The following is a 19,634-nucleotide window of genomic DNA, read 5'->3' as shown; positions in this document are numbered from 1 at the left end:
TGGTTGAGAGCATTGACAGGTCTCTGTCACGCTTCAATCATCGGACCTCATGACCGAACTTCCCAGGCGCCATGTACTCGGAATGACGGCAGGGGCGGCAGTCGGCGCTGCCCTTGGACACCCGGCCACAGCCGATGCGAGCCCGTTGACGGCGGCAGAGATACGCGAGGGCGATCGGGGCGGAGACTGGAGCACGGTTCCCGCCGCCGTGCCCGTACCGCTGGAGAACTGGTTCGACAACGACGGCATCGACACCGCCGACGCCCGCGGCGGCAACTTCGACGGCTCCGGCTACACCTTCCCCGGCGAGGAACTCCCTTCCGGGCGGCTGGAGATCGACGGCATCGCCTATCTCTTCCCCGCCGCCACGGCGGGAGCCAAGAACAACATCGTCGCCCTCGGACAGCGCATCGATCTCCCCAAGGGCCGTTATCTCTCGGGCCTGTTCCTCGTCGCCGGCAGCTACGGCGCGGCATCGGGCAAGGCCACCGTCCACTACGCGGACGGCAGCACCCAGACCTCGGCACTCGGGGGGCCCGACTGGTACTCGGGCAGCGGCCGGCTCACCGCTCCGTACCGCTACAAGCCCGACGGACAGAAGGACCCGCACCAGGTCGTCATCGCGCCCGCCGAACTCGCCATGGACTCCACCAAGGAGGCCGTGGCGCTCACCCTGCCCGTCACCAACCCGGCCCAGCCCAACAAGAGCTCACTCCACATCTTCGCCCTCACCCTCCAGCCGGCCGCCGAGGGACGGGCACTGGCGCTGCGGAACGCGCACTCCACCGCATCGCTGCTCGACTCCGGCGCACAGAGCGTCGAGGCCACCGTCATCAACGCGGGCACCGTCGGCATCCTCGCCTCCGACGCCCTCAGCCTCTCCGTCGACGTCCCCGGGGCCCGCACTGTCGCCCCCGCCGCCGTCACCCGGCTCGCCCCCGGCGAACAGGCCAGGGTCCGCATCGGTATCCGCCGGGCGCCCGGCACGCAGCCCGGCACCACGCAGGACGGCACGGTCGTGGCCCGCGGCCGTGGCCAGCAGGCGGCGGCCGCCCGTCGCCCGCTCGCCCTCGGCGTGGCCGACTACCAGCCCACCGACGCCTCGCTGAGCACCCATCAGGCGCCGTACTGGTTCCAGGACGTGAAGTTCGGGATCTTCATCCACTGGGGTGTCTACTCCGTGCCCGCCTGGGCGCCGGTCGGCAAACAGTACGCCGAGTGGTACTGGAACCACATGCAGGACCCCAACAACGCGACGTACGCCTACCACCGTCAGACGTACGGAGAGTCCTTCGCGTACGACGACTTCATCCCGCGGTTCCGGGCCGAGCGCTTCAATCCGCGCTCCTGGGTCGAGCTGTTCCGGGACGCGGGCGCGCAGTACCACGTGCTGACCTCCAAGCACCATGAGGGATTCGCCCTCTGGGACACCAAGGTCAGCGACCGCAACTCCGTGAAGATGGGCCCGAAGCGCGACTTGATCAAGGAACTCTTCGATGCCTCGCGCCGCTACGCCCCCGAGCTGCATCGCGGTCTGTACTTCTCGATGCCGGAGTGGTTCAACCCCGACAACCCCTGGATGGGGCACGCCCCGCGCAATCCGTACACCCTGGAGCCCGTTCCGTACACCGGTCACCGGCCCGGCGACTACATCAAGGATCTGCAGGCCCCGCAGATGCTGGAGCTGATCCACGGCTACGACCCCGAGCTCCTGTGGTGCGACATCGGCGGCGCCAATGACAGCCACCGGGTCCTGGCCGAGTACTTCAACCATGCCAAGAACCGGGCCAGGCCCGTCGACGTGACCGTCAACAACCGCTCGGGCATAGGCCCGCACGACTTCACGACCCCCGAGTACACGACGTACGACTCGATCGTCACCGACAAGTGGGAGTCGAGCCGGGGCCTGGACCCCTTCAGCTACGGCTACAACGCGGCCACGCCCGACGACCGCTATATGACGACCGAGGAAGTGGTGCACTCACTCGTCGACATCGTCTCCAAGAACGGCAACTTCCTCCTCGACATCGGGCCGCGCGCCGACGGCACCATCCCCGAGATCATGGAGCGCAGGCTGCGGGAGACGGGCCAGTGGCTGAAGGTCAACGGCGAGGCGATCTACGGCAGTACGTACTGGGCGCGCATGCCGCAGCTCGGTGAGGATCTGCGCTTCACGATCCGTCCGAACAAGGCCTTCTACATCCACTCGCTCGCCGAGCCGGGCAGCACACTCACCGTCGAGGCTCCGGTTCCGGTCAGGCCCGGCGACAAGGTGACGATGCTCGGGTACGAGCGACCGCTGACCTGGCGGACGACCGGCGGGAAGCTGGTGATCGACGTCCCGGCCGCGGCCCGCAGGGCCGGGAAGATCGCCTGGGTGTTCAAAGTAGCCTGGTCGGCCTGAGGAACTCGCGCACATAGGTCCGGTGCCACCAGGCGCCGGTGGCCCGCAGTTCGCGCCAGGTCGTGTACCGGTAGCGGTACAGCCTGGCGCGGACATACGCGGGCGGGGCGTCGGGGAACGGATTGCGGCCCAGCAGCCGCAGCGTGTCCCGGTCCCCGTCGAGCAGCCGCTCCATGAAGGGTCCGAACCAGGGGTGCGCATAGGCGGGGGAGAGCGCGGCGAACCACATCAGCCAGTCGAGCCGCAGATGGTACGGGGCGAACTGGTGCGGAAGTCTGCGTACGTCCCCGGGCTTGCCCTTGAATGCGTACTCCCGCCACACCGTGCCCTGGTGGAGCGCCTTCTCGTCCGTGCCCTCGATCACCAGCTCATGGCGCACCCGTCCGACCGTGCCGAACGCGCCGTAGGCGTTGACCAGATGGAAGGGATCGTAGGAGCGGTTCATCGACTGCCGCCGGGAGAGCAGATTGCGCGCCGGGCGGTAACTCAGGCCGAGAAGCAGCGCGCTCACGGCGATGACCACGGCCTCGTACCAGACCGGGGAGTCGGGCAGCGCGGGCGGATCCGCGATGAGGGAGCCGTCCACGGCGGAGAGGGCGAGGACGATCGTGATCCAGTTCAGCCAGGAGAAGTTGCCGGACAGCACCAGCCACAGCTGGGTGAGCACGATCATTCCGGCAGCCGCGCTCGCGATCGGCTGAGGGGTGAACAGCAGCACAGGGACCAGGAGTTGGGTCACATGGTTGGCCGCCACCTCCACCCGGTGGAAGGGTCTCGGCAGATGGTGGAAGAACCAGCTCAGGGGGCCCGGCATCGGCTGGGTCTCATGGTGGTAGTAGAGGCAGGTCAGATTGCGCCAGCACTCGTCGCCCCGGATTTTGATCAGTCCCGCGCCGAACTCCACCCGGAACAGCACCCAGCGCAGCAGCCACAGCACGAGCACCGGCGGGGCGGTGCGCTCATTGCCGAGGAAGACGGCGAGAAAGCCCACCTCGAGGAGCAGTGACTCCCAGCCGAAGGCGTACCAGGTCTGACCGACATTGACGATCGACAGATAGAGCACCCACGGTGCCGCCCACCACACCATCGCGGCAGCCAGCGGGATGTGGTCGGCGGCGCCCGCCACCAGAGCCGCCGAGAGCAGGACGCCGGCCCAGGCGCAGAGGGCGAAGAGCCGGTCGGAATAGCGCAGTTGGAACAGACTCGGCGCACGCCGCATCGACACCCGGCGTACGTACGCGGGCACCGGCAGCATGCCCCGCTCGCCGATCAGCGCCCGGAATTGCAGGGCTGCGGTGAGGAAGGCAACCAGATACACGGCGGCCAGCGCCCGCTGGAAGACCAGCCGGCTGAGCCAGTAGTCGCTGTCTGTGAACCACTCCATCACCTCCAGTATCGGTCCGCGGCAAGGCGCCGCACGGTATGACCCAGCCGCTTGGCGTACCACTTCTGCAGCACGGGCACGAGCGGGCCCGCGAGCCGGGGGTACCAGCGGGCGGGGCGGCTGAACGCCATGACCGTGAACCACACCGAGCCGTCGTCCCGGATGTCGACGACGAAGGACTCCTCACCGCGCTCGGGATGCCCGGCCAGCGTGCCGTACGCGAAGCCCGTACGGTCCTTCTCGTACGCCGTCCAGACCACCTCGCACGGCGCGGTGAACCGCAGCGGTCCCACGCCGATCGAGACCTGGAGCCGGGCGCCGGGCTCGGCGCGCACGGCTCCGGTGCGCACCCGGGCCCCCGAGCCGCGGTGCATCCGCCAGGTGGTGACCGCCTCGCCCGCCGCATCGAAGACGGCGCGGCCGCGGCCGATGAGCGTGGTGTGGTGGAGATGGTGGTAGCCGTCGGGCAGTGGGCCGAGCCGGGTGGCGCCGACCTCGGGATAGCTGAGCGTGCGGCCGGTCGTGGGGCGGACGCTGTTCATACGGTCGTCTCCTTGAGTCGTCGCCAGGCGAGCACCGAGCAGAGCGCGAAGCCGAGGGCGTTGCCGAGGCCGTGGGTTGCGGCCATCCAGGTGAGATTCGGGTGGGGCAGGCCGGTGGCCTCGCCGAGCGCCCAGCTCAGGGCGAGCAGCATGGTCGCCACCAGGACGGCGGCGGAGACGGCCAGCAGGGTGCGCGTGAACCGGTCGCGTCCGCCGGTTCTGACATCGCGCCAGGTCAGCAGCGCCACGGTCCACATGCCTGCGGTCAGGACGAGTGCCCCGAGCAGTTCGGCCCAGTCGTCCAGGAAGTAGCCGGCCAGCACGAGCAGGGTGCCCAGCGGCACGCTGAGTGCGGCGAAGCGCCCGGCGCGGCCGGCCGTCGCACGGCAGACCAGGCCCGCCACCAGCGCCGCGGTGAAGCCGGCGAAGTGGAAGTGAGGCACAGTCAGCGCCAGGATCGGCAGGCTGAAGCCGAAGAGCTCGTGTCCGGAGCGTTCCGCGACGAGCGCGAGCCCGGCGACGGACGGGGTCACCAGCGCGGTGAGCTGTGCGATTTCGGCGGGCGCGAGCGAGTGGGTACGGGCCAGTCGGCGCGGGGCCTGGACGGCGAGGGCGAGTGTGCCGAGCGCGTAGACGGTCGCGAGTACGGCGGCCGGCGTCGAGCGTGGCAGCCAGAGCGCGAGTGCTCCCGGGACGGCGAACGCCGGCCAGATCCGCCGAATGGACGCGAGCTCGACGGCGTCCATGAGGCGCAGTCCCGCGGGCACGACCACCAGCATGCCGAGCATCACGATCACGTTGACCAGTACGGACATCACGCACCCACCCCAGGCTTGAACGCGTTCAACTCCCTTGGGGTCGAGACTAGGGGCTAACTTGAACGCGTTCAAGTCGCGGGGGTTGCGGGAATCCGGCAGAACTTGAGGAACAAATAGAGGAACAAGCAAGGGTGAAGAGGCGGGAGAACTTCGTGCGTCCACCCAAACGTCGTCGGTACGCCGCGGTTGCCGCCGCATTCTGTGTCGCGCTCCTGGTCGCCGGCTGCGGCGGAGCCAGCAGCGCGGCCGACGCGCGGGGAGAGGTCTTCCTCCAGCCCGCCGCGGCCCAGGGCCCGGACCCGTACACCGCCACCACAGCCATCTCCGCGGACGCGCCCTCGCCTCCGCCGCCCGTGCCGTCGAGCGATCCGAGCCCCAGCAGGGGCCAGACGCTGCGCACCCTCTCCGGCGCGACGCCCGGTCTCTACGGCGGCACCCAGTCGGTGGGCAGCTGCGACGTCGAGCAGCAGGTGACGTTCCTGAGCACGGACCAGGCAAAGGCGCGCGCCTTCGGCCGGGCCGCCGGCGTATCCCAGGCCGACATCCCCGAATTTCTGCGGGGACTGACCCCCGTCGTCCTGCGCGCCGACACCCGGGTCACCAACCACGGATACCGGCACGGATCCGCCACCAGCTACCAGTCCGTGCTGCAGGCCGGGACCGCCGTGCTCGTGGACGGGAACGGAGCGCCGAGGGTCAGATGCGCCTGCGGGAACCCGCTGAAGCCGCCGGTCGCCGTCAAGGGCGCCGTGGTCCACACGGGCCAGGCCTGGTCGGGCTACCAGCCCGACAAGGTGGTCGTCATCAAGCCCACGGTCCAGATCATCAACAGCCTGGTGATCGTCAACGTCATCAACAACACCTGGATCGAACGGAAGACCGGGACCGACGGCGAGGAGGACAAGCGGCCCGATGTGCTCCCGCCCGTGACCCCGGACGACATCTTCGTCTACCCGCCGGTCACCGAGCCGCCCGGGCCCGGTGATTCGACGCCGCCCGGCGACTCGACCGCGCCGAGCGACGGCACCAGCAGCGCCTCCCCGCCCGAGCAGCCGGTCAGCCCGCCCGTCGAACCGGTGCCGGACACGCCGAGCGACGTGGTGCCGCCGCCGGTCGAGCCCGACGTGCCCTCCCAGGAGGGGGTCACGCCCTCCGAGCCGGACCTGCTGCTGCCCTCCGAGGCGCCGGCGGAGCCGGTCACCGTCCAGGGCTGAGCGGATCGGTCCGAATCGGTCGAAGAATCCGACAAATGATGGCAGAGTGGCTCCATGGTTGATCGGGCAGCGGGTGACCTGTCGCTCCCCGACGACTGGCCGGCCGACCCGGATCTGAGCCTCACCCTCAACCGCATGGGCAGCTTCGACTGGGACCTGGTCAGCGGGCTGATGCACATGGACCAGCCCGCTCTCGAGGTGTTCGACATGCCATCCGGTGACTACGACGGCCGCCCGGAAAGTCTCGCGTCCCGGGTGCCGACGGACGAGGCCGCCCGGCTGGACGCGCTGGTGGCACAGGCGCTCAAGAACGGCAGTGACCACTACGGCGCGTACTTCCGAATCCGCCGCCGTGACGGAAGCCTGCACTGGGCCCACACGCAGGCGGCCGTCCGCCGCGACGAGACAGGCCGTCCGCTGCGGATCATCGGCATCGTCCGCCACGCCGCCGAGGAGCTCGCGGACTCCACCGCGCGCGTGGAGGCCGACGCCGACCGGCTCAGGCGGACCAGTGTCGTCGAGAGCACCACCGCGGCCCTCGCCCACGCGCGGACCGTCCAGGACGTCATCGACGTACTGAAGGACTCGCACGGCCTGGAGCACTTCGGGGCCACCAGCCTGGTCATGGGGCTGCTTGAAGCGGGCCGGATCCATCTGGTCGCCGAGGGGCCCGAGGGCTCCTTCGTGCCCGGCACCCGCTACACGCGCGTCGACGAGCAGTACCCGATGAGCGAGGTGGTCCGCACCCTCGCGCCCCGTTTCATCGAGTCCCCACGGGACTTCGCCGAGTCCTATCCGCTGCTGTGGCCGCACATCAAAGGGCTCGACATCAGCTCGGCGGCCTATCTGCCACTGATCGCCCAGGCCCGCCCCATCGGAGCACTCGGCCTGCTCTACAGCGACAAGATCGGCTTCAGCCCCGACGAGCGCAACCTGCTGGTCGCGCTCAGCAGCAGCATCGCGCAGAGCCTGCAGCGCGCTGTCTTGTACGAACAGGACCACGACCTCGCCGAAGGGCTGCAGCAGGCGATGCTGCCGCGCCGGATCCCCGAGGTGCCCGGGGCTCAGATCGCGGTGCGCTACCGCTCCGCGCGGCTCGGCCGGGACATCGGCGGCGACTGGTACGACATCATCGCGCTGCCCGGCGGACGGGTCGGCGCGGTCATCGGCGACGTACAGGGGCATGACACCGATGCGGCCGCGGTGATGGGGCAGCTGCGGATCGTGCTGCGTGCGTACGCGGCCGAGGGGCACACCCCGGCCACCGTGATGGCGCGTGCCTCCGTCTTCCTCCATGAACTGGACACCGAACGCTTCGCGACCTGCCTGTACGCGCAGGCCGATCTGACGACCGGCGTGGTCCAGCTGGTGCGCGCCGGGCACATTGACCCGCTGCTGAGGGACAACGACGGCGACTGCCGCAGGCTGCCGGTGGAGGGCGGGCTGCCGCTGGGGCTCTCGGCGGAGTTCGGGCGGCTCGAATACCCCGTCAGCACCGTCGAACTGGACCCAGGACAGACCCTCCTGCTGTGCACCGACGGTCTTGTCGAGCAGCCCGGTGCCGATCTCGACGACGGAATGCAGCTGCTCACCGCCCTGGTGCGCTCAGGACCGAAGGATCTGCAACTGCTCGCCGACCGCCTGTGCGAGGTGGTGGACGAGCGCGGCGGCGACGACGACGTGGCGCTCCTGCTGTTGCGTCGCAGGGGTGCGTTCACACCGCAGTCGGGCGGCCGGCTGCAGCAGCATGTCGGCCAGAACGACCCGGAGGCCCTGCGCTCGGCCCGGCACATGATCCGTGCGGCGGTGGGGGCGTGGGGTGCGCGCGAGCGGTCGGACGAGATCGAACTGGCCGCCGACGAGATGATCACCAATGCGCTGATGCACACCGACGGCGGCGCGATCGTGACAACCCGGGTGCTGGCCGGCCCGGAGCGGCGGCTGCGCGTGGAGGTCGAGGACCGCTCCAGCGCGCTGCCGCGCCGCCGGGAGGCTGGGGAGTCGGGAGTCTCGGGCCGTGGACTGATGCTGGTGGACCGCCTGGCGGAGGCCTGGGGCGTCGAGTCGAGAGGCAGTGGCAAATGTGTCTGGTGCGAATTCATCGTCCCGAACCGACCGGCTCGCTGATGCCCACCTGATGTTAACTGTCCGTGAACTGATCGTACTTGACCGTAACCGACCGCAGGCGGTTGACTGCGCACTCCGTGGCCTTCCGGGACACTTCTAGGACAAGAGGACCCTTTGAGCAGCGAGCTTCTTGCCCCCCTCGATCTGGCGTTCTGGCATCTCGAGTCCGCCGGTCATCCGATGCATCTCGGCGCCCTCGCCTTCTTCGCCCCGGCACCCGGGGCGCAGAGCGGCGAGCGTGTCCTCGACCTGCTCGCCACTCGCGCCGCCGCGATCCGACGGCTGCGGATGCGGGTCAGGGACGTCCTGCTGCCCGTCGGCGGTGCCGCCTGGTCCGTGGCCAAGGACTTCGACGTACGGCGGCATGTGCACCAGGTCCGCATCCCCGACGGCGACTTCGCCGCCGGGGCCGTCTCGATCGCCGGTGAGCTCATGGAGCGGCCACTCGAACGGGGCCTGCCGCCCTGGGAGATGTACCTGCTGAGCGGCGAGTCGGGCGGTCCGTTCGCGGTGCTGGTCAAGCTCCATCACGCACTGGCCGACGGCATGCGTGCCGTCGCCATCGGGGCGGGAATCTTCGACCAGATCGCCGACGCGCGCACTGCGGGTGTACGGCGGGCGCGCACCGTACAGCCCACGTCCTGGCTCGCGGGCCCGCGGCAGGTGGCCGGTTTCGCCCGGGGCCGCATCGAGGAGCTCGGCCGGGCCGTCGGTGTCGGCGCCTCCGTCGTACGGGCCAGCAGGCTCGACCCGCGCGGCGTGCCCGCACTCACGGCCGGCTCCAGTGGCACCCGGCGCCTCGGCACCGCCGTGCTCGACCTCGACGAGGTCCAGCGCGTACGCAAGGCGGCGGGCGGTACCGCCAACGACGTGCTGCTCGCCGTCGTCGCGGGCGGGATGCGGCGCTGGCTGGAGGACCGCGGCGAGCCGCTGCCCGCCGCCGACCCGCGTGCCCTCGTGCCCGTCTCCCGGCGCAGGCCCGGCAGCCCGCCCGGATCGGGCAACAAGTTCTCGGCGTATCTGCTCGAACTGCCGGTCGGCGACCCGGATCCACGCTCCCGGCTGGACGCCGTACGCACCGCCATGGACCGCAACAAGGCCGCCGGTCCCTCGCGGGGCGCCGGGGCACTCGCCGTACTGGCCGATCAACTGCCGCCACTGGCACACCGGTTCGGCGCGCCCCTGGCCGGGGGTGCGGCCAGGATGCTCTTCGACGTCCTGGTGACCAACGTGCCGTTGCCGCGCTCGGCCCTGTCGCTGGGCGGCTGCCCGCTGCGGGAGATCTACCCGATGGCGCCGCTCGCCCGCGGGCAGTCCCTGGCGATCGCGCTGTCGACGTACGGCGGGCGTGTGCATGCCGGTCTGGTCGCCGACGGCAAGGCCGTCCCGGACCTCGACCGGCTGGCGCGGAGTCTGGGCGAGGAGCTCGACGAACTCCTCGGTGTCACCCGATAGATCGGACAGCTCGGACGGTCGGCGCAAGATCTCGCCCCTCCAAGGGTGTTGACGCCCCCAAGTGATCCGATGAATATTCGTCGTGGTCGGCGAAATGATCGGCGAGATCGTCGGCGAAGTGATCGGCGCACGCCACGGTGAGGGGCTCAGCGGATGCGATGGAGCACGCTCGGACACAGCGCGGTCGAGATCACCGAGCTGTCCTTCGGGGCCGCGGGCATCGGCAATCTGTTCACCCCCGTCGAGCCCGACGCTGCCGCCGCCGCGGTCGACGCCGCCTGGGCCGCGGGCATCCGCACCTTCGACACCGCACCCCACTACGGCCTCGGCCTGTCCGAACGCCGGCTGGGCGAGGCGCTGCGGACCCGTCCCCGCGACGCGTACACCCTCTCGACCAAGGTCGGTCGGCTGCTCGAACCCTGCCCCGCCGGCGGCGACGACCTCGCGCAGGGCTTCGCCGTCCCCGCGGACCACCGCCGTGTCTGGGACTTCAGCGCGGACGGCGTGCGCCGCAGTATCGAGGCGAGCCTCGAGCGGCTCGGCCTCGACCGGATCGACATCGTCTATCTGCACGACCCGGACGAGCATGAGGAAGCCGCCTTCCGTCACGGCTATCCGGCGCTTGAACGGCTGCGCACCGAGGGCGTGATCGGCGCGATCGGTGCCGGAATGAACCAGGCGCCGATGCTCACCCGCTTCCTGCGCGACACCGACGTCGACGCCGTCCTGTGCGCCGGACGCTTCACGCTCCTCGACCAGAGCGCGCTCACCGAACTGCTGCCCGAGGCCGCGGCCCGCGGCAGGAGCGTCGTCGTCGGCGGGGTCTTCAACTCCGGGCTGCTCGCCGACCCCCGCCCCGGCGCCACCTACGACTACACCGCCGCGCCCGAGGAGATCCTGGGGCGCGCCCTGCGGCTCAAGGCCGTCGCCGAACGCCACGGGGTCCCGCTGCGTGCCGCAGCCCTCCACTACCCGCTCTCCCACCCTGCCGTCGCGGGCGTCCTCGTCGGCACCCGCTCCGCCGCTGAAGTACGGGACGCGGCCGACATGCTGGCCCGCACCGTCCCGCCCGCGCTCTGGGACGAGCTGCGCGACGAAGGACTCCTGCCGAAGAACGACGAAGGACCGCTGCCGAAGGACGGGGATGCCCGATGAGAGTCGCCCTGCGCACCAAGGTCCGCGCCGACCGCATCGCCGAGTACGAGGCGGCGCACCGCGAAGTACCCGCAGAGCTGACCGCCGCGATCAGTGCCGCCGGCGTCACTTCCTGGACCATCTGGCGCAGCGGCACGGACCTGTTCCACCTCCTCGACTGCGACGACTACGGCCATCTCCTCGCCGAACTCGAGAAGCTTCCCGTCAACATCGCCTGGCAGGCCCGGATGGCCGAACTGCTCGATGTGGTGCACGACTACTCCGCGGACGGTGCGGATGCCGGACTGCCCGTCGTCTGGGAGCTGTGAGAGCCGATGGCGATCATCGACGCCCATCACCATGTGTGGGACCTCTCCGTACGGGACCAGGACTGGATCACCGGCCCCGACCTGGCGCCCATCCGCCGTAGCTTCTCGCTCGACGACCTCGCCCCCCAGGCGCGCGCCGCAGGCGTACGCGCAACCGTTCTCGTCCAGACGGTCACCGTCGCCGAGGAGACCCCCGAATTCCTGGCGCTCGCTGACGGCAGCGATCTCGTCGCGGGTGTCGTCGGCTGGACCGACCTCACCGCGCCCGATGTCGCCGACACGCTCGCTGCCCTGCGCGAACTCCCCGGCGGGGACCGGCTCGCAGGCATCCGCCACCAGGTCCAGGGCGAGTCCGACCCCGGGTGGCTGCTGCGCCCCGACGTACAGCGCGGCCTCGCCGCCGTCGCGGCCGCCGGACTCGTCTACGACCTCGTGGTGCAGCCCCACCAGCTGCCCGCAGCGGCCCAGGCGGCGGCTCGGCTGCCCCAGCTCACCTTCGTACTCGACCATCTCGGCAAGCCGCCCATCGCATCCAAGGAGCTGGAGCCCTGGGGGAGCGATGTGCGCGCCCTCGCGGCCCTCCCGAACGCCGTCTGCAAACTCTCCGGAATGGTCACCGAGGCGGCCTGGTCCACCTGGACCACCCCCGATCTCCGTCCCTACGCCGACACGGTCCTCGACGCCTTCGGCACCGACCGGCTGATGTTCGGCTCCGACTGGCCGGTGTGCCTTCTCGCGGCGAGCCATGCCGAGGTGGTGGCGGCGGCGCGGGCCCTGACCCATCAGCTGACCGACGCCGAACGCACCGCCGTTTTCGAGACCACCGCGAGCCGCGTCTACGGACTGCGCGGGCTATGAACCTGCGACCCTTCCGCGCCTTTGGCACTCTGGATGCATGCCGGAGCTGCCCGAAGTCGAAGCGCTGAGAGAGTTCCTCGACGATCACCTGGTGGGACAGCAGATCGTCCGCGTCCTGCCGCTGGCGATCAGCGTCCTCAAGACGTACGACCCGCCCCTGACCGCCGTCGAGGGCGCCGAGGTCACCGCCGTGGACCGGCACGGGAAGTGGCTCGACATCACCGCGGGCGGCCTCCATCTCGTCGCACATCTCGCCAGGGCGGGCTGGCTCCAGTGGAAGGACGAGTTCCCGGCCGCGCCGCCACGCCCAGGCAAGGGGCCGCTCGCCCTGCGTACCGTCCTCGCATCGGGCGGCGGCTTCGACCTCACCGAGGCGGGAACCACCAAACGCCTCGCAGTCCATCTCGTGCACGACCCTGCCGAGGTGCCCGGCATCGCACGCCTCGGCCCCGATCCGCTCGCCGACGACTTCGACCGCGACGCCTTCGCCGCCCTGCTCGCCGGGGAACGACGCCAGATCAAGGGCGCCCTGCGGGACCAGAGCCTGATCGCGGGCATCGGCAACGCATACAGCGATGAGATTCTGCACGTCGCGAAGATGTCGCCGTTCAAGCCGGTGCAGAACCTCGACGAGGCCGGGATCACGTCCCTGTACGACGCACTGCGCGCGACGCTGAGCGAGGCGGTCGAGCGCTCACGCGGAGTGGCGGCGGGCCGCCTCAAGGCCGAGAAGAAAAGCGGCCTGCGCGTCCACGGCCGCACGGGTCAGCCGTGCCCCGTCTGCGGCGACACCATCCGTGAGGTCTCCTTCAGCGACTCCTCGCTGCAGTACTGCCCCACCTGTCAGACGGGCGGGAAGCCGCTCGCCGACCGCAGACTCTCGCGCCTGCTCAAATAGGCCTCTACTTGAGGGAGACCAGCGGCTGCCCGTCGACTGTACGGACCTCCCAGCGGGCGATCTCGCCGCTCGGTACTTCCGTACTGCCCTCGATGTCCAACGGCTCCTCGTGCCCGGGGGAGCCGGCGATCCCGTAGCCGCCCGCGGGCACCGACCAGCTGAGGACAGGGTGTTCGATGCCGTCCTTGCCGATGGCGATCAGTCTGCAGGAGCGCGGCCCCTTGAGGTCGGTGAGGTGCAGGGCGACCTCGGTGCCCCACTCCCGGTCCTGCAACGCGGCGGACGCGGTGACACCCGTCCTGGCGTCCCTCGCCTCGACCCGCTGACCGGCCGGACCGCTGCCACCCCTGAGCGCGACCGTCGCCGCCGGCAGGGCCACGATCAGCGCGGCTGCCGCCGCCACCAGCCGCAGCCTGCGCCCGCGGCTCTGCCGTCGTTCCACTGCGACCTCAGCGGTCAGCCGGTCGAGCATCAGCGGGCTGGGACGGGCCTCGACCTGCCCGGGGCCCGCGAGTTCGGCCAGTGACGCGGCGACGGCGGTGAAGTCCGAGAGCTGTACCGTGCACCTCACGCACTCGGCCAGATGCTCCTCGAACCGGAAGACGTCCGCGGGCTCGAGAACGCCCAGCGCATAGGCGGCGACGTCCCGGTGCCGCTGCTGCATGCTCATGCGTCCTCGATTCGTCGCTTGCGGTGCTGCGTTCGGTGCGGTCTGTTGCCCAGGAGTACGGACCAGGTGCGCGCTGTGCTCAACCCGTGTGCCACAAGCGCAACGCGGCGGCGGTTTCGACCGTGGTGGAGGGTGAAGGGGTTCGCCCGCCCGACTCGCTTGAGGCGCAGGGACAGGTGCCCGCAGAATGTGTGCGTGACAGGTGAAGAAACGGGGAGTCGCATGATCGTGCCGCACCCCGACAGTGCCCATGTGGAACTGCTGCTCGGCGCCTACGTCCTCGGCGCGCTCAGCCCCGCCGAGGACGCCCGGGTCTCCGGCCACCTGCAGCACTGCGACCCGTGCCGGACCGCCTATCTCGACATGGCCGACGCGCCTGCGCTGCTGGCCCTGTTCTCCGAGGAGGACCTGCTCGGCGGTCTCGGCGACGACACGCCGTAGTCCCGCGATCCGGGCGCGCATACACTCCGCAGCATGCTGCGCGTACTGGCTGTCGACGACGAGAAACCGGCACTTGAGGAACTGCTCTACCTGCTGCGCTCCGACTCCCGGATCACCAGCGCGGAGGGAGCGACGGACGCCACCGAGGCACTGCGCCGCATCAGCCGTGCGCTGGAGGCGGGCCCGGACGGTGAGGACGGCATCGATGTCGTCTTCCTCGACATCCACATGGCCGGACTGACCGGGCTCGATGTCGCCCGGCTGCTCGCCGGATTCGCGCGACCGCCGCTGATCGTGTTCGTCACCGCCCACGAGGGCTTCGCAGTCCAGGCCTTCGACCTCAAGGCTGTCGACTATGTGCTCAAGCCCGTGCGCAGGGAGCGGCTGGCCGAAGCCGTGCGACGGGTCCGCGATCTGGTCGTCTCTGCGCGGGAGCTCCGGCAGTCCGAGCCGGTGGACCCGGGGGCGTACACCCCGGCCGCGCACACCCCCGTAGCGAACACAGCGACGTCCGGACCGGCTGTCCCGCAGCACGCCCCGGCAGCCGGCGTCCTGCCGGGAGGTGTTGCCGGTCCCGAGCAGATACCGGTCGAACTGGGCGGTGTCACACGGTTCGTACCGATCGACGACATCGCCTATGTGGAGGCCCAGGGCGACTACGCACGCCTCCACACCAAGGAGGGCAGCCATCTGGTGCGCATCCCGCTGTCCACCCTTGAGGAGCGCTGGGCATCGCGTGGATTCGTACGCATACACCGCAGCCATCTGGTCGCCCTCGCCCGTATCGACGAACTGCGCCTGGACGCCGGGACGACCACCGTGCGGGTGGGCGACGCCGAGCTCGCCGTCAGCCGCCGTCACGCTCGCCAACTGCGCGATCTGCTGATGCACCCCCGTTAGCCCCAAGGGCACGGGAGGTACCCCTACCGCACGGGGCTGACCCGGCGCCCCGGTCCTGGCCGACCGTTCGACGGCCGTGGGCAGCCGCTCGTCGCCCCGTCAGGGCCGTACGGCGACGGGCGCCGTCCGCTGACCGAGCCGGTGTCCCATTCGGCGGCAGCCGCCCCGGCCGCCGCCTAACCTTGATCGGGCAAGCGGAGAAGGGGCCTGATGTCCGACATCGAAGCACTGCTGGAGGAGCTCCGAAGCCTGCCGGCGACCCGGGTGGGCAGCGCTCGCGACCTCGAAGCCCTGCTCGCCACGGTGAAGAGCGCCGCCGGGCGCTGGGCGGATGTGCTGTACGAGATCCAGGAGTCGGCCCAGGGACTCGTCGGCCCGCGCGCCGAGGCGGCCCTCGAAGTCGCCTTCCGCAGGGCCGAGGAGTCCTATGTCGAGCTGGAGATCGCGCTGAGCGACTGCGCCCAGCGGACGGGCCACTGAGGCTCGGGGCCGGTCGCCGACAGGCTTACCCGGCAGGCCTACCGCAGGTAATCGTGCCTGCGTAGACTCCACAGCTCCCGAGAGTTCGCCTACAGACGCTGGAGCGGACGACGATGTCTGCAGAGCAACCCCCACGCCGTGAGGTGGTCACCGGCGTGCCGCGCAGCGCCCGGCGTGCGCCGGGCCACGCGCCCGCCCGGTCCGAGATCAGCGAGCAGACGACACTCGGCGCCACCTATGTGCGTTCCCTGATGCGCAGCCAGCTGCGGGCCGCGCTCTACGCACTGGGGGCGCTCGCCCTCCTCGTCGGCTCGCTGCCGCTGCTCTTCGCGCTCCCGGCCGCCTTCGACGGCCCCCTCGCCTCACCTGAGCCGTTCGTCTGGGCGGCACTCGGTGTTGCGGTCTACCCGGTGATGTGGCTGACGGCCCGCTGGTACGTACGCCGTGCCGAGCGCAACGAAGAGGACTTCACCAGGCTCGTCGAAGGCCGCTGACCCATGCTCCCCTGGAACCCCACGTGAACCAGACCTACGCGGTGACCGCCGTCACCATCGTGGTGCTCGCCACCGTGCTCATCGGCGCGCTCGGCCTGCGCATATCCCGCACCACATCCGACTTCTACGTCGCGTCCCGCACCGTGAAGCCCGGCCTCAACGCCGCCGCCATCAGCGGCGAGTACCTCTCCGCCGCCTCCTTCCTGGGCATAGCCGGCCTTGTGCTCCTCCAGGGCCCCGACATGCTCTGGTACCCGGTCGGCTACACCGCCGGTTATCTCGTCCTGCTGGTGCTGGTGGCCGCCCCGCTGCGCCGCTCCGGCGCGTACACACTCTCCGACTTCGCCGAGGCCCGGCTGGAGTCCGCCGCCGTGCGCAGACTCGCCAGCCTCTTCGTCGTCGGCATCGGCTGGCTCTATCTGCTGCCCCAACTCCAGGGCGCGGGACTGACCCTGGAGATCCTCACCGGCGCACCGGACTGGGTCGGCGGCCTGGTCGTCGCCTTTGTCGTCACCGGGGCCGTCGCTGCGGGCGGCATGCGCAGCATCACCTTTGTGCAGGCCTTCCAGTACTGGCTCAAGCTCACCGCGCTGCTGGTGCCCGCGCTCTTCCTCGTCGCGGCCTGGGCCGGCGACGACACGCCCAGGGCCCGCTTCGACGCGCCGGCCCTCTTCCGCGAGCACACCACGGTGCGCATCGACGACACCGTCCGCGTTGATTTCGACACGCCGCTGACCCTCACCGTCACCGGCGACATCGACAACACCCCGTACGAGGACGGAAAAGTCGCCCTCGACCGGGGCACCCACCGCATCGGGGCGGGAACGTCCCTGGTCTTCCCGCGGGGCGCCGAAGTGCCCCAGCGGGCCTCCTCCGGCTCCGATCCGGCCAGTTGGTCCCAGCCCCTGTCCGGCGGCAGGGACGGTTATCACCTGTACGCGACGTACGGACTCATCCTCGCCACCTTCCTCGGCACGATGGGGCTCCCGCATGTCGCCGTCCGCTTCTACACCAGCCCCAACGGACGCGCCGCACGCCGCACCACACTCGTCGTCCTCGGACTGATCGGCGCCTTCTATCTGCTGCCGCCCGTCTATGGCGCCCTCGGACGGATCTACGCCCCCGAACTCTCGCTCACCGGTGACGCGGACGCCGCCGTGCTGGTGCTGCCGGAGCGGATGGTCGGCGGTATCGCCGGGGATCTGCTGGGGGCGTTGCTCGCGGGCGGCGCGTTCGCGGCGTTCCTGTCCACCGCCTCCGGACTGACCATGTCCGTCGCCGGTGTCATCACCCAGGATGTGCTGCCCTCGCGAGGCGTACGGCACTTCCGTCTCGCGACCCTGCTCGCCATGGCGGTGCCGCTGGCCGTGAGCGTGGTGGCCACCAATGTGCCCGTCGCCGACGCGGTGGGGCTGGCCTTCGCCGTCTCGGCCTCCTCCTTCTGCCCGCTGCTCGTGCTCGGCATCTGGTGGCGAAGACTCACCCCGCCCGGCGCCGCGGCCGGGCTCGTCGTCGGCGGCGGATCGGCCCTCACCGCGGTGATGGCCACCCGTGCGGGCCTCGCCCCCGGCGGCTGGGTGCACACCCTGATGGCATGGCCCGCCGTGTGGTCCGTACCCGTCGGCTTTCTGACCATGGTGCTGGTGTCGCTTGCCACGCCGCGCCACATACCTCCCGGCGCCACCGCCATCCTCGCCCGGCTGCATCTGCCGGAAGACCTCGTCGGCAGGCACCAGCCCGAAGGAGCGGAACGATGACCGGGACGGGAATGGCCGCACTGGCCGCCGCCGGAGCCGTACTGCTCGCCGCCGGTGTGGCACTCGGCAGACTGACCTCACGTCGCGGCTCCAAACCCGACCTCGACCTGGGCACACCCGTCGAGAGGGCCACCTTCCACACCCTGCACACCGCCTCGCTCGCCGCGCCCCCGCTGCGCGCCGGTCTCACCGAGGACACCGCACGCAAGGCGGCCCGGCGGCTGCGCTCCCTGCTCGGCACCGAGGCGCTCTGCCTCACCGACCGTGAATCCGTGCTCGCCTGGGACGGTCCCGGCGCCGACCACCACGAGCAGCGGGTGATGGTGCGCGTCGCCGACATGCTCGACTCGGGGCGCAGCCAGAGCGTGCACACCGAGTGCGAGGACCTGGAGTGCCCGCTGCGCTGGGCCGTGATCGCCCCGCTCACCGGTGAGGAGGGCGTGCTCGGCGCGCTTGTCGCCTACGGCTCGCGGGAGTCGGCCGTCCTGGTGCGGGCCGCGACCGAAGTGGCCCGCTGGGTTTCCGTACAGCTGGAACTCGCCGAGCTCGACCGGTCCCGTACCCGGCTCATCGAGGCGGAGATCCGCGCGCTGCGGGCCCAGATATCGCCGCACTTCATCTTCAACTCCCTCGCCGCGATCGCCTCCTTCGTCCGCACCGATCCCGAGCGTGCCCGTGAACTACTCCTGGAATTCGCCGACTTCACCCGCTACTCCTTCCGCAGGCACGGCGAGTTCACCAACCTCGCCGACGAACTGCGCTCCATCGAGCAGTACCTGGCGCTCGCCGGTGCCCGCTTCGGGGACCGGCTGAAGGTGACGCTCCAGGTCGCGCCCGAGGTGCTGCCGGTGACCCTGCCGTTCCTCTGTCTTCAGCCGCTCGTCGAGAACGCCGTCAAGCACGGTCTGGAGGACTCCAGGAAGGACTGCCGCGTCATCATCGCGGCGCAGGACGCCGGTGCCGAGGCGATGGTGACCATCGAGGACGACGGCGTGGGCATGGACCCGGCCGTGCTGCGGAAGATCCTGGCGGGGGAGCGGACGGCGTCGTCGGGCATCGGCCTCTCCAACGTCGACGAGCGGCTGCGCCAGGTGTACGGCGACGATCACGGACTGGTCATCGAGACGGGCGTCGGCGCGGGCATGAAGATCACGATCCGGATCCCCAAGTACCGCTCGGGCGTGCACTCCTCGGCCGGCCGCCGGTCCACGGACTGAGACTTCGCCGATTTCCTTGCCGTCATTGAGTCGCCTTGCCACTCGTTTCGTATCAACCGGTGACGATGAGCGACTACAACGGGGAGTACGAAAGATGAGCATGCGATCCGCGGCGGCGCCCACCCTTGACGATCTGCGCAGCCTGCTCGGCGCGCTCGACCCGCGCGATCGCGCGGTGGTCCATCAGCTCCATGTGCTGCGCAGCACCCCCGGCGAGGCCGCGGCCGCGCTCGGGCTGCCACTGGTCGAGGTGCACCGGCGGGCCACCCGCGCCGTCCGGCACCTCAGCCGCCGGGCGAGGCAGCTGCACGCCGTCTAGGTCCTGTCCGGTCGATCTTGCCGGGCTCGCGGGGTCTGGCACGGCACTCCCCCGTAGCCCTTCGGGCACGGGAGGTGCCCCCACGCTGCGTTGCGTCGGTCGCCGACGCTCCGCGTCGGCTCTCCCCCTGCCTTCGGCGGGGGGACCCCCATCCTCATGCCTTGCGATGCTCCCCCGTAGCCCTTCGGGCACG

19 protein-coding genes are annotated in these 19,634 nt (G+C 70.6%); 15 read left to right on the top strand and 4 right to left on the bottom strand.

The window, feature by feature from the left end; translation table 11 throughout:
• Positions 1-49 precede the first annotated feature (49 nt).
• Positions 50-2,404 carry an alpha-L-fucosidase gene (locus ABZS64_RS24660; protein WP_355833548.1) on the top strand — a complete coding sequence of 785 codons (2,355 nt, stop codon included), beginning with the start codon at positions 50-52 and terminating at the stop codon, positions 2,402-2,404.
• Here ABZS64_RS24660 and ABZS64_RS24655 read toward each other — a convergent pair.
• The 3 genes from ABZS64_RS24655 to ABZS64_RS24645 are packed head-to-tail and all read right to left on the bottom strand — an operon-like array spanning position 2,382 to position 5,145.
• Positions 2,382-3,788 (bottom strand): lipase maturation factor family protein, encoded by a 1,407-nt coding sequence (locus ABZS64_RS24655; protein ID WP_355833545.1) that lies wholly within the window; start codon positions 3,786-3,788, stop codon positions 2,382-2,384. The two genes, ABZS64_RS24660 and ABZS64_RS24655, sit on opposite strands and share 23 nt — an antisense overlap.
• Positions 3,788-4,330, bottom strand: a complete 543-nt coding sequence (locus tag ABZS64_RS24650; RefSeq protein WP_355833542.1) for a DUF1990 domain-containing protein — start codon at positions 4,328-4,330, stop codon at positions 3,788-3,790. The genes ABZS64_RS24655 and ABZS64_RS24650 overlap by 1 nt, the downstream gene beginning before the upstream one ends.
• Entirely contained in the window at positions 4,327-5,145 is an 819-nt protein-coding gene (locus tag ABZS64_RS24645; RefSeq protein WP_355833539.1) for a YndJ family protein, read from the bottom strand. Before ABZS64_RS24645 ends, ABZS64_RS24650 begins: the two co-directional genes overlap by 4 nt.
• Positions 5,146-5,300: 155 nt before the next feature.
• Here ABZS64_RS24645 and ABZS64_RS24640 point away from each other — a divergent pair, with 155 nt between their 5' ends.
• The 7 genes from ABZS64_RS24640 (at position 5,301) to ABZS64_RS24610 (ending at position 13,163) form a co-directional block, all read left to right on the top strand.
• Positions 5,301-6,362 (top strand): DUF6777 domain-containing protein, encoded by a 1,062-nt coding sequence (locus ABZS64_RS24640; RefSeq protein ID WP_355833535.1) that lies wholly within the window; start codon positions 5,301-5,303, stop codon positions 6,360-6,362.
• Between the two features lie 54 nt (positions 6,363-6,416).
• Complete coding sequence (locus ABZS64_RS24635) at positions 6,417-8,489, top strand: SpoIIE family protein phosphatase (protein WP_355833532.1); 2,073 nt, start codon at positions 6,417-6,419, stop codon at positions 8,487-8,489.
• A gap of 114 nt (positions 8,490-8,603) precedes the next feature.
• Positions 8,604-9,944 (top strand): wax ester/triacylglycerol synthase family O-acyltransferase, encoded by a 1,341-nt coding sequence (locus ABZS64_RS24630; RefSeq protein WP_355833529.1) that lies wholly within the window; start codon positions 8,604-8,606, stop codon positions 9,942-9,944.
• Between the two features lie 153 nt (positions 9,945-10,097).
• Positions 10,098-11,099 carry an aldo/keto reductase gene (locus ABZS64_RS24625; protein WP_355833526.1) on the top strand — a complete coding sequence of 334 codons (1,002 nt, stop codon included), beginning with the start codon at positions 10,098-10,100 and terminating at the stop codon, positions 11,097-11,099.
• Positions 11,096-11,407: an L-rhamnose mutarotase gene (locus ABZS64_RS24620; protein WP_355833523.1), complete on the top strand. Its 312-nt coding sequence runs from the start codon at positions 11,096-11,098 to the stop codon at positions 11,405-11,407. The genes ABZS64_RS24625 and ABZS64_RS24620 overlap by 4 nt, the downstream gene beginning before the upstream one ends.
• A gap of 6 nt (positions 11,408-11,413) precedes the next feature.
• Complete coding sequence (locus ABZS64_RS24615; protein ID WP_355833520.1) at positions 11,414-12,265, top strand: amidohydrolase family protein; 852 nt, start codon at positions 11,414-11,416, stop codon at positions 12,263-12,265.
• A 37-nt stretch (positions 12,266-12,302) separates the two neighbouring features.
• The gene (locus ABZS64_RS24610) at positions 12,303-13,163 is read left to right on the top strand and encodes a DNA-formamidopyrimidine glycosylase family protein (RefSeq protein ID WP_355833517.1); all 861 of its coding nucleotides are present in this window, start codon (positions 12,303-12,305) and stop codon (positions 13,161-13,163) included.
• Between the two features lie 4 nt (positions 13,164-13,167).
• Here the strand turns inward: ABZS64_RS24610 and ABZS64_RS24605 are convergent, their stop codons facing one another.
• The gene (locus ABZS64_RS24605) at positions 13,168-13,833 is read right to left on the bottom strand and encodes a zf-HC2 domain-containing protein (protein ID WP_355833514.1); all 666 of its coding nucleotides are present in this window, start codon (positions 13,831-13,833) and stop codon (positions 13,168-13,170) included.
• Between the two features lie 222 nt (positions 13,834-14,055).
• Between ABZS64_RS24605 and ABZS64_RS24600 the strand changes: the two genes are divergently transcribed.
• The 7 genes from ABZS64_RS24600 (at position 14,056) to ABZS64_RS24570 (ending at position 19,441) form a co-directional block, all read left to right on the top strand.
• On the top strand, positions 14,056-14,274 hold the full coding sequence (locus tag ABZS64_RS24600; RefSeq protein ID WP_355833741.1) for a zf-HC2 domain-containing protein: 219 nt from the start codon (positions 14,056-14,058) through the stop codon (positions 14,272-14,274).
• A 33-nt stretch (positions 14,275-14,307) separates the two neighbouring features.
• Positions 14,308-15,174, top strand: coding sequence for a LytTR family DNA-binding domain-containing protein (locus ABZS64_RS24595; RefSeq protein ID WP_355833511.1), 867 nt, complete (start codon positions 14,308-14,310; stop codon positions 15,172-15,174).
• A 210-nt stretch (positions 15,175-15,384) separates the two neighbouring features.
• A complete protein-coding gene (locus tag ABZS64_RS24590; protein WP_355833508.1) occupies positions 15,385-15,654 on the top strand; it encodes a hypothetical protein in 270 nt (89 codons plus the stop codon).
• Positions 15,655-15,767: 113 nt separating this feature from the next.
• Positions 15,768-16,148, top strand: a complete 381-nt coding sequence (locus tag ABZS64_RS24585; RefSeq protein WP_355833505.1) for a hypothetical protein — start codon at positions 15,768-15,770, stop codon at positions 16,146-16,148.
• Positions 16,149-16,171: 23 nt separating this feature from the next.
• A complete protein-coding gene (locus tag ABZS64_RS24580) occupies positions 16,172-17,905 on the top strand; it encodes a cation acetate symporter (protein ID WP_355833502.1) in 1,734 nt (577 codons plus the stop codon).
• Positions 17,902-19,122, top strand: a complete 1,221-nt coding sequence (locus ABZS64_RS24575) for a histidine kinase (protein WP_355833499.1) — start codon at positions 17,902-17,904, stop codon at positions 19,120-19,122. Before ABZS64_RS24580 ends, ABZS64_RS24575 begins: the two co-directional genes overlap by 4 nt.
• 94 nt (positions 19,123-19,216) lie before the next feature.
• Entirely contained in the window at positions 19,217-19,441 is a 225-nt protein-coding gene (locus tag ABZS64_RS24570) for a hypothetical protein (protein ID WP_355833496.1), read from the top strand.
• Positions 19,442-19,634 lie beyond the last annotated feature (193 nt).

It is taken from the genome of Streptomyces sp. NPDC005408, from assembly GCF_040606445.1.
In the GTDB taxonomy this organism is placed as follows: Bacteria; Actinomycetota; Actinomycetes; order Streptomycetales; family Streptomycetaceae; genus Streptomyces.
The sequence above is the reverse complement of the archived record's forward strand: the minus strand, read 5'-3'. Positions and strand labels throughout refer to the sequence as shown.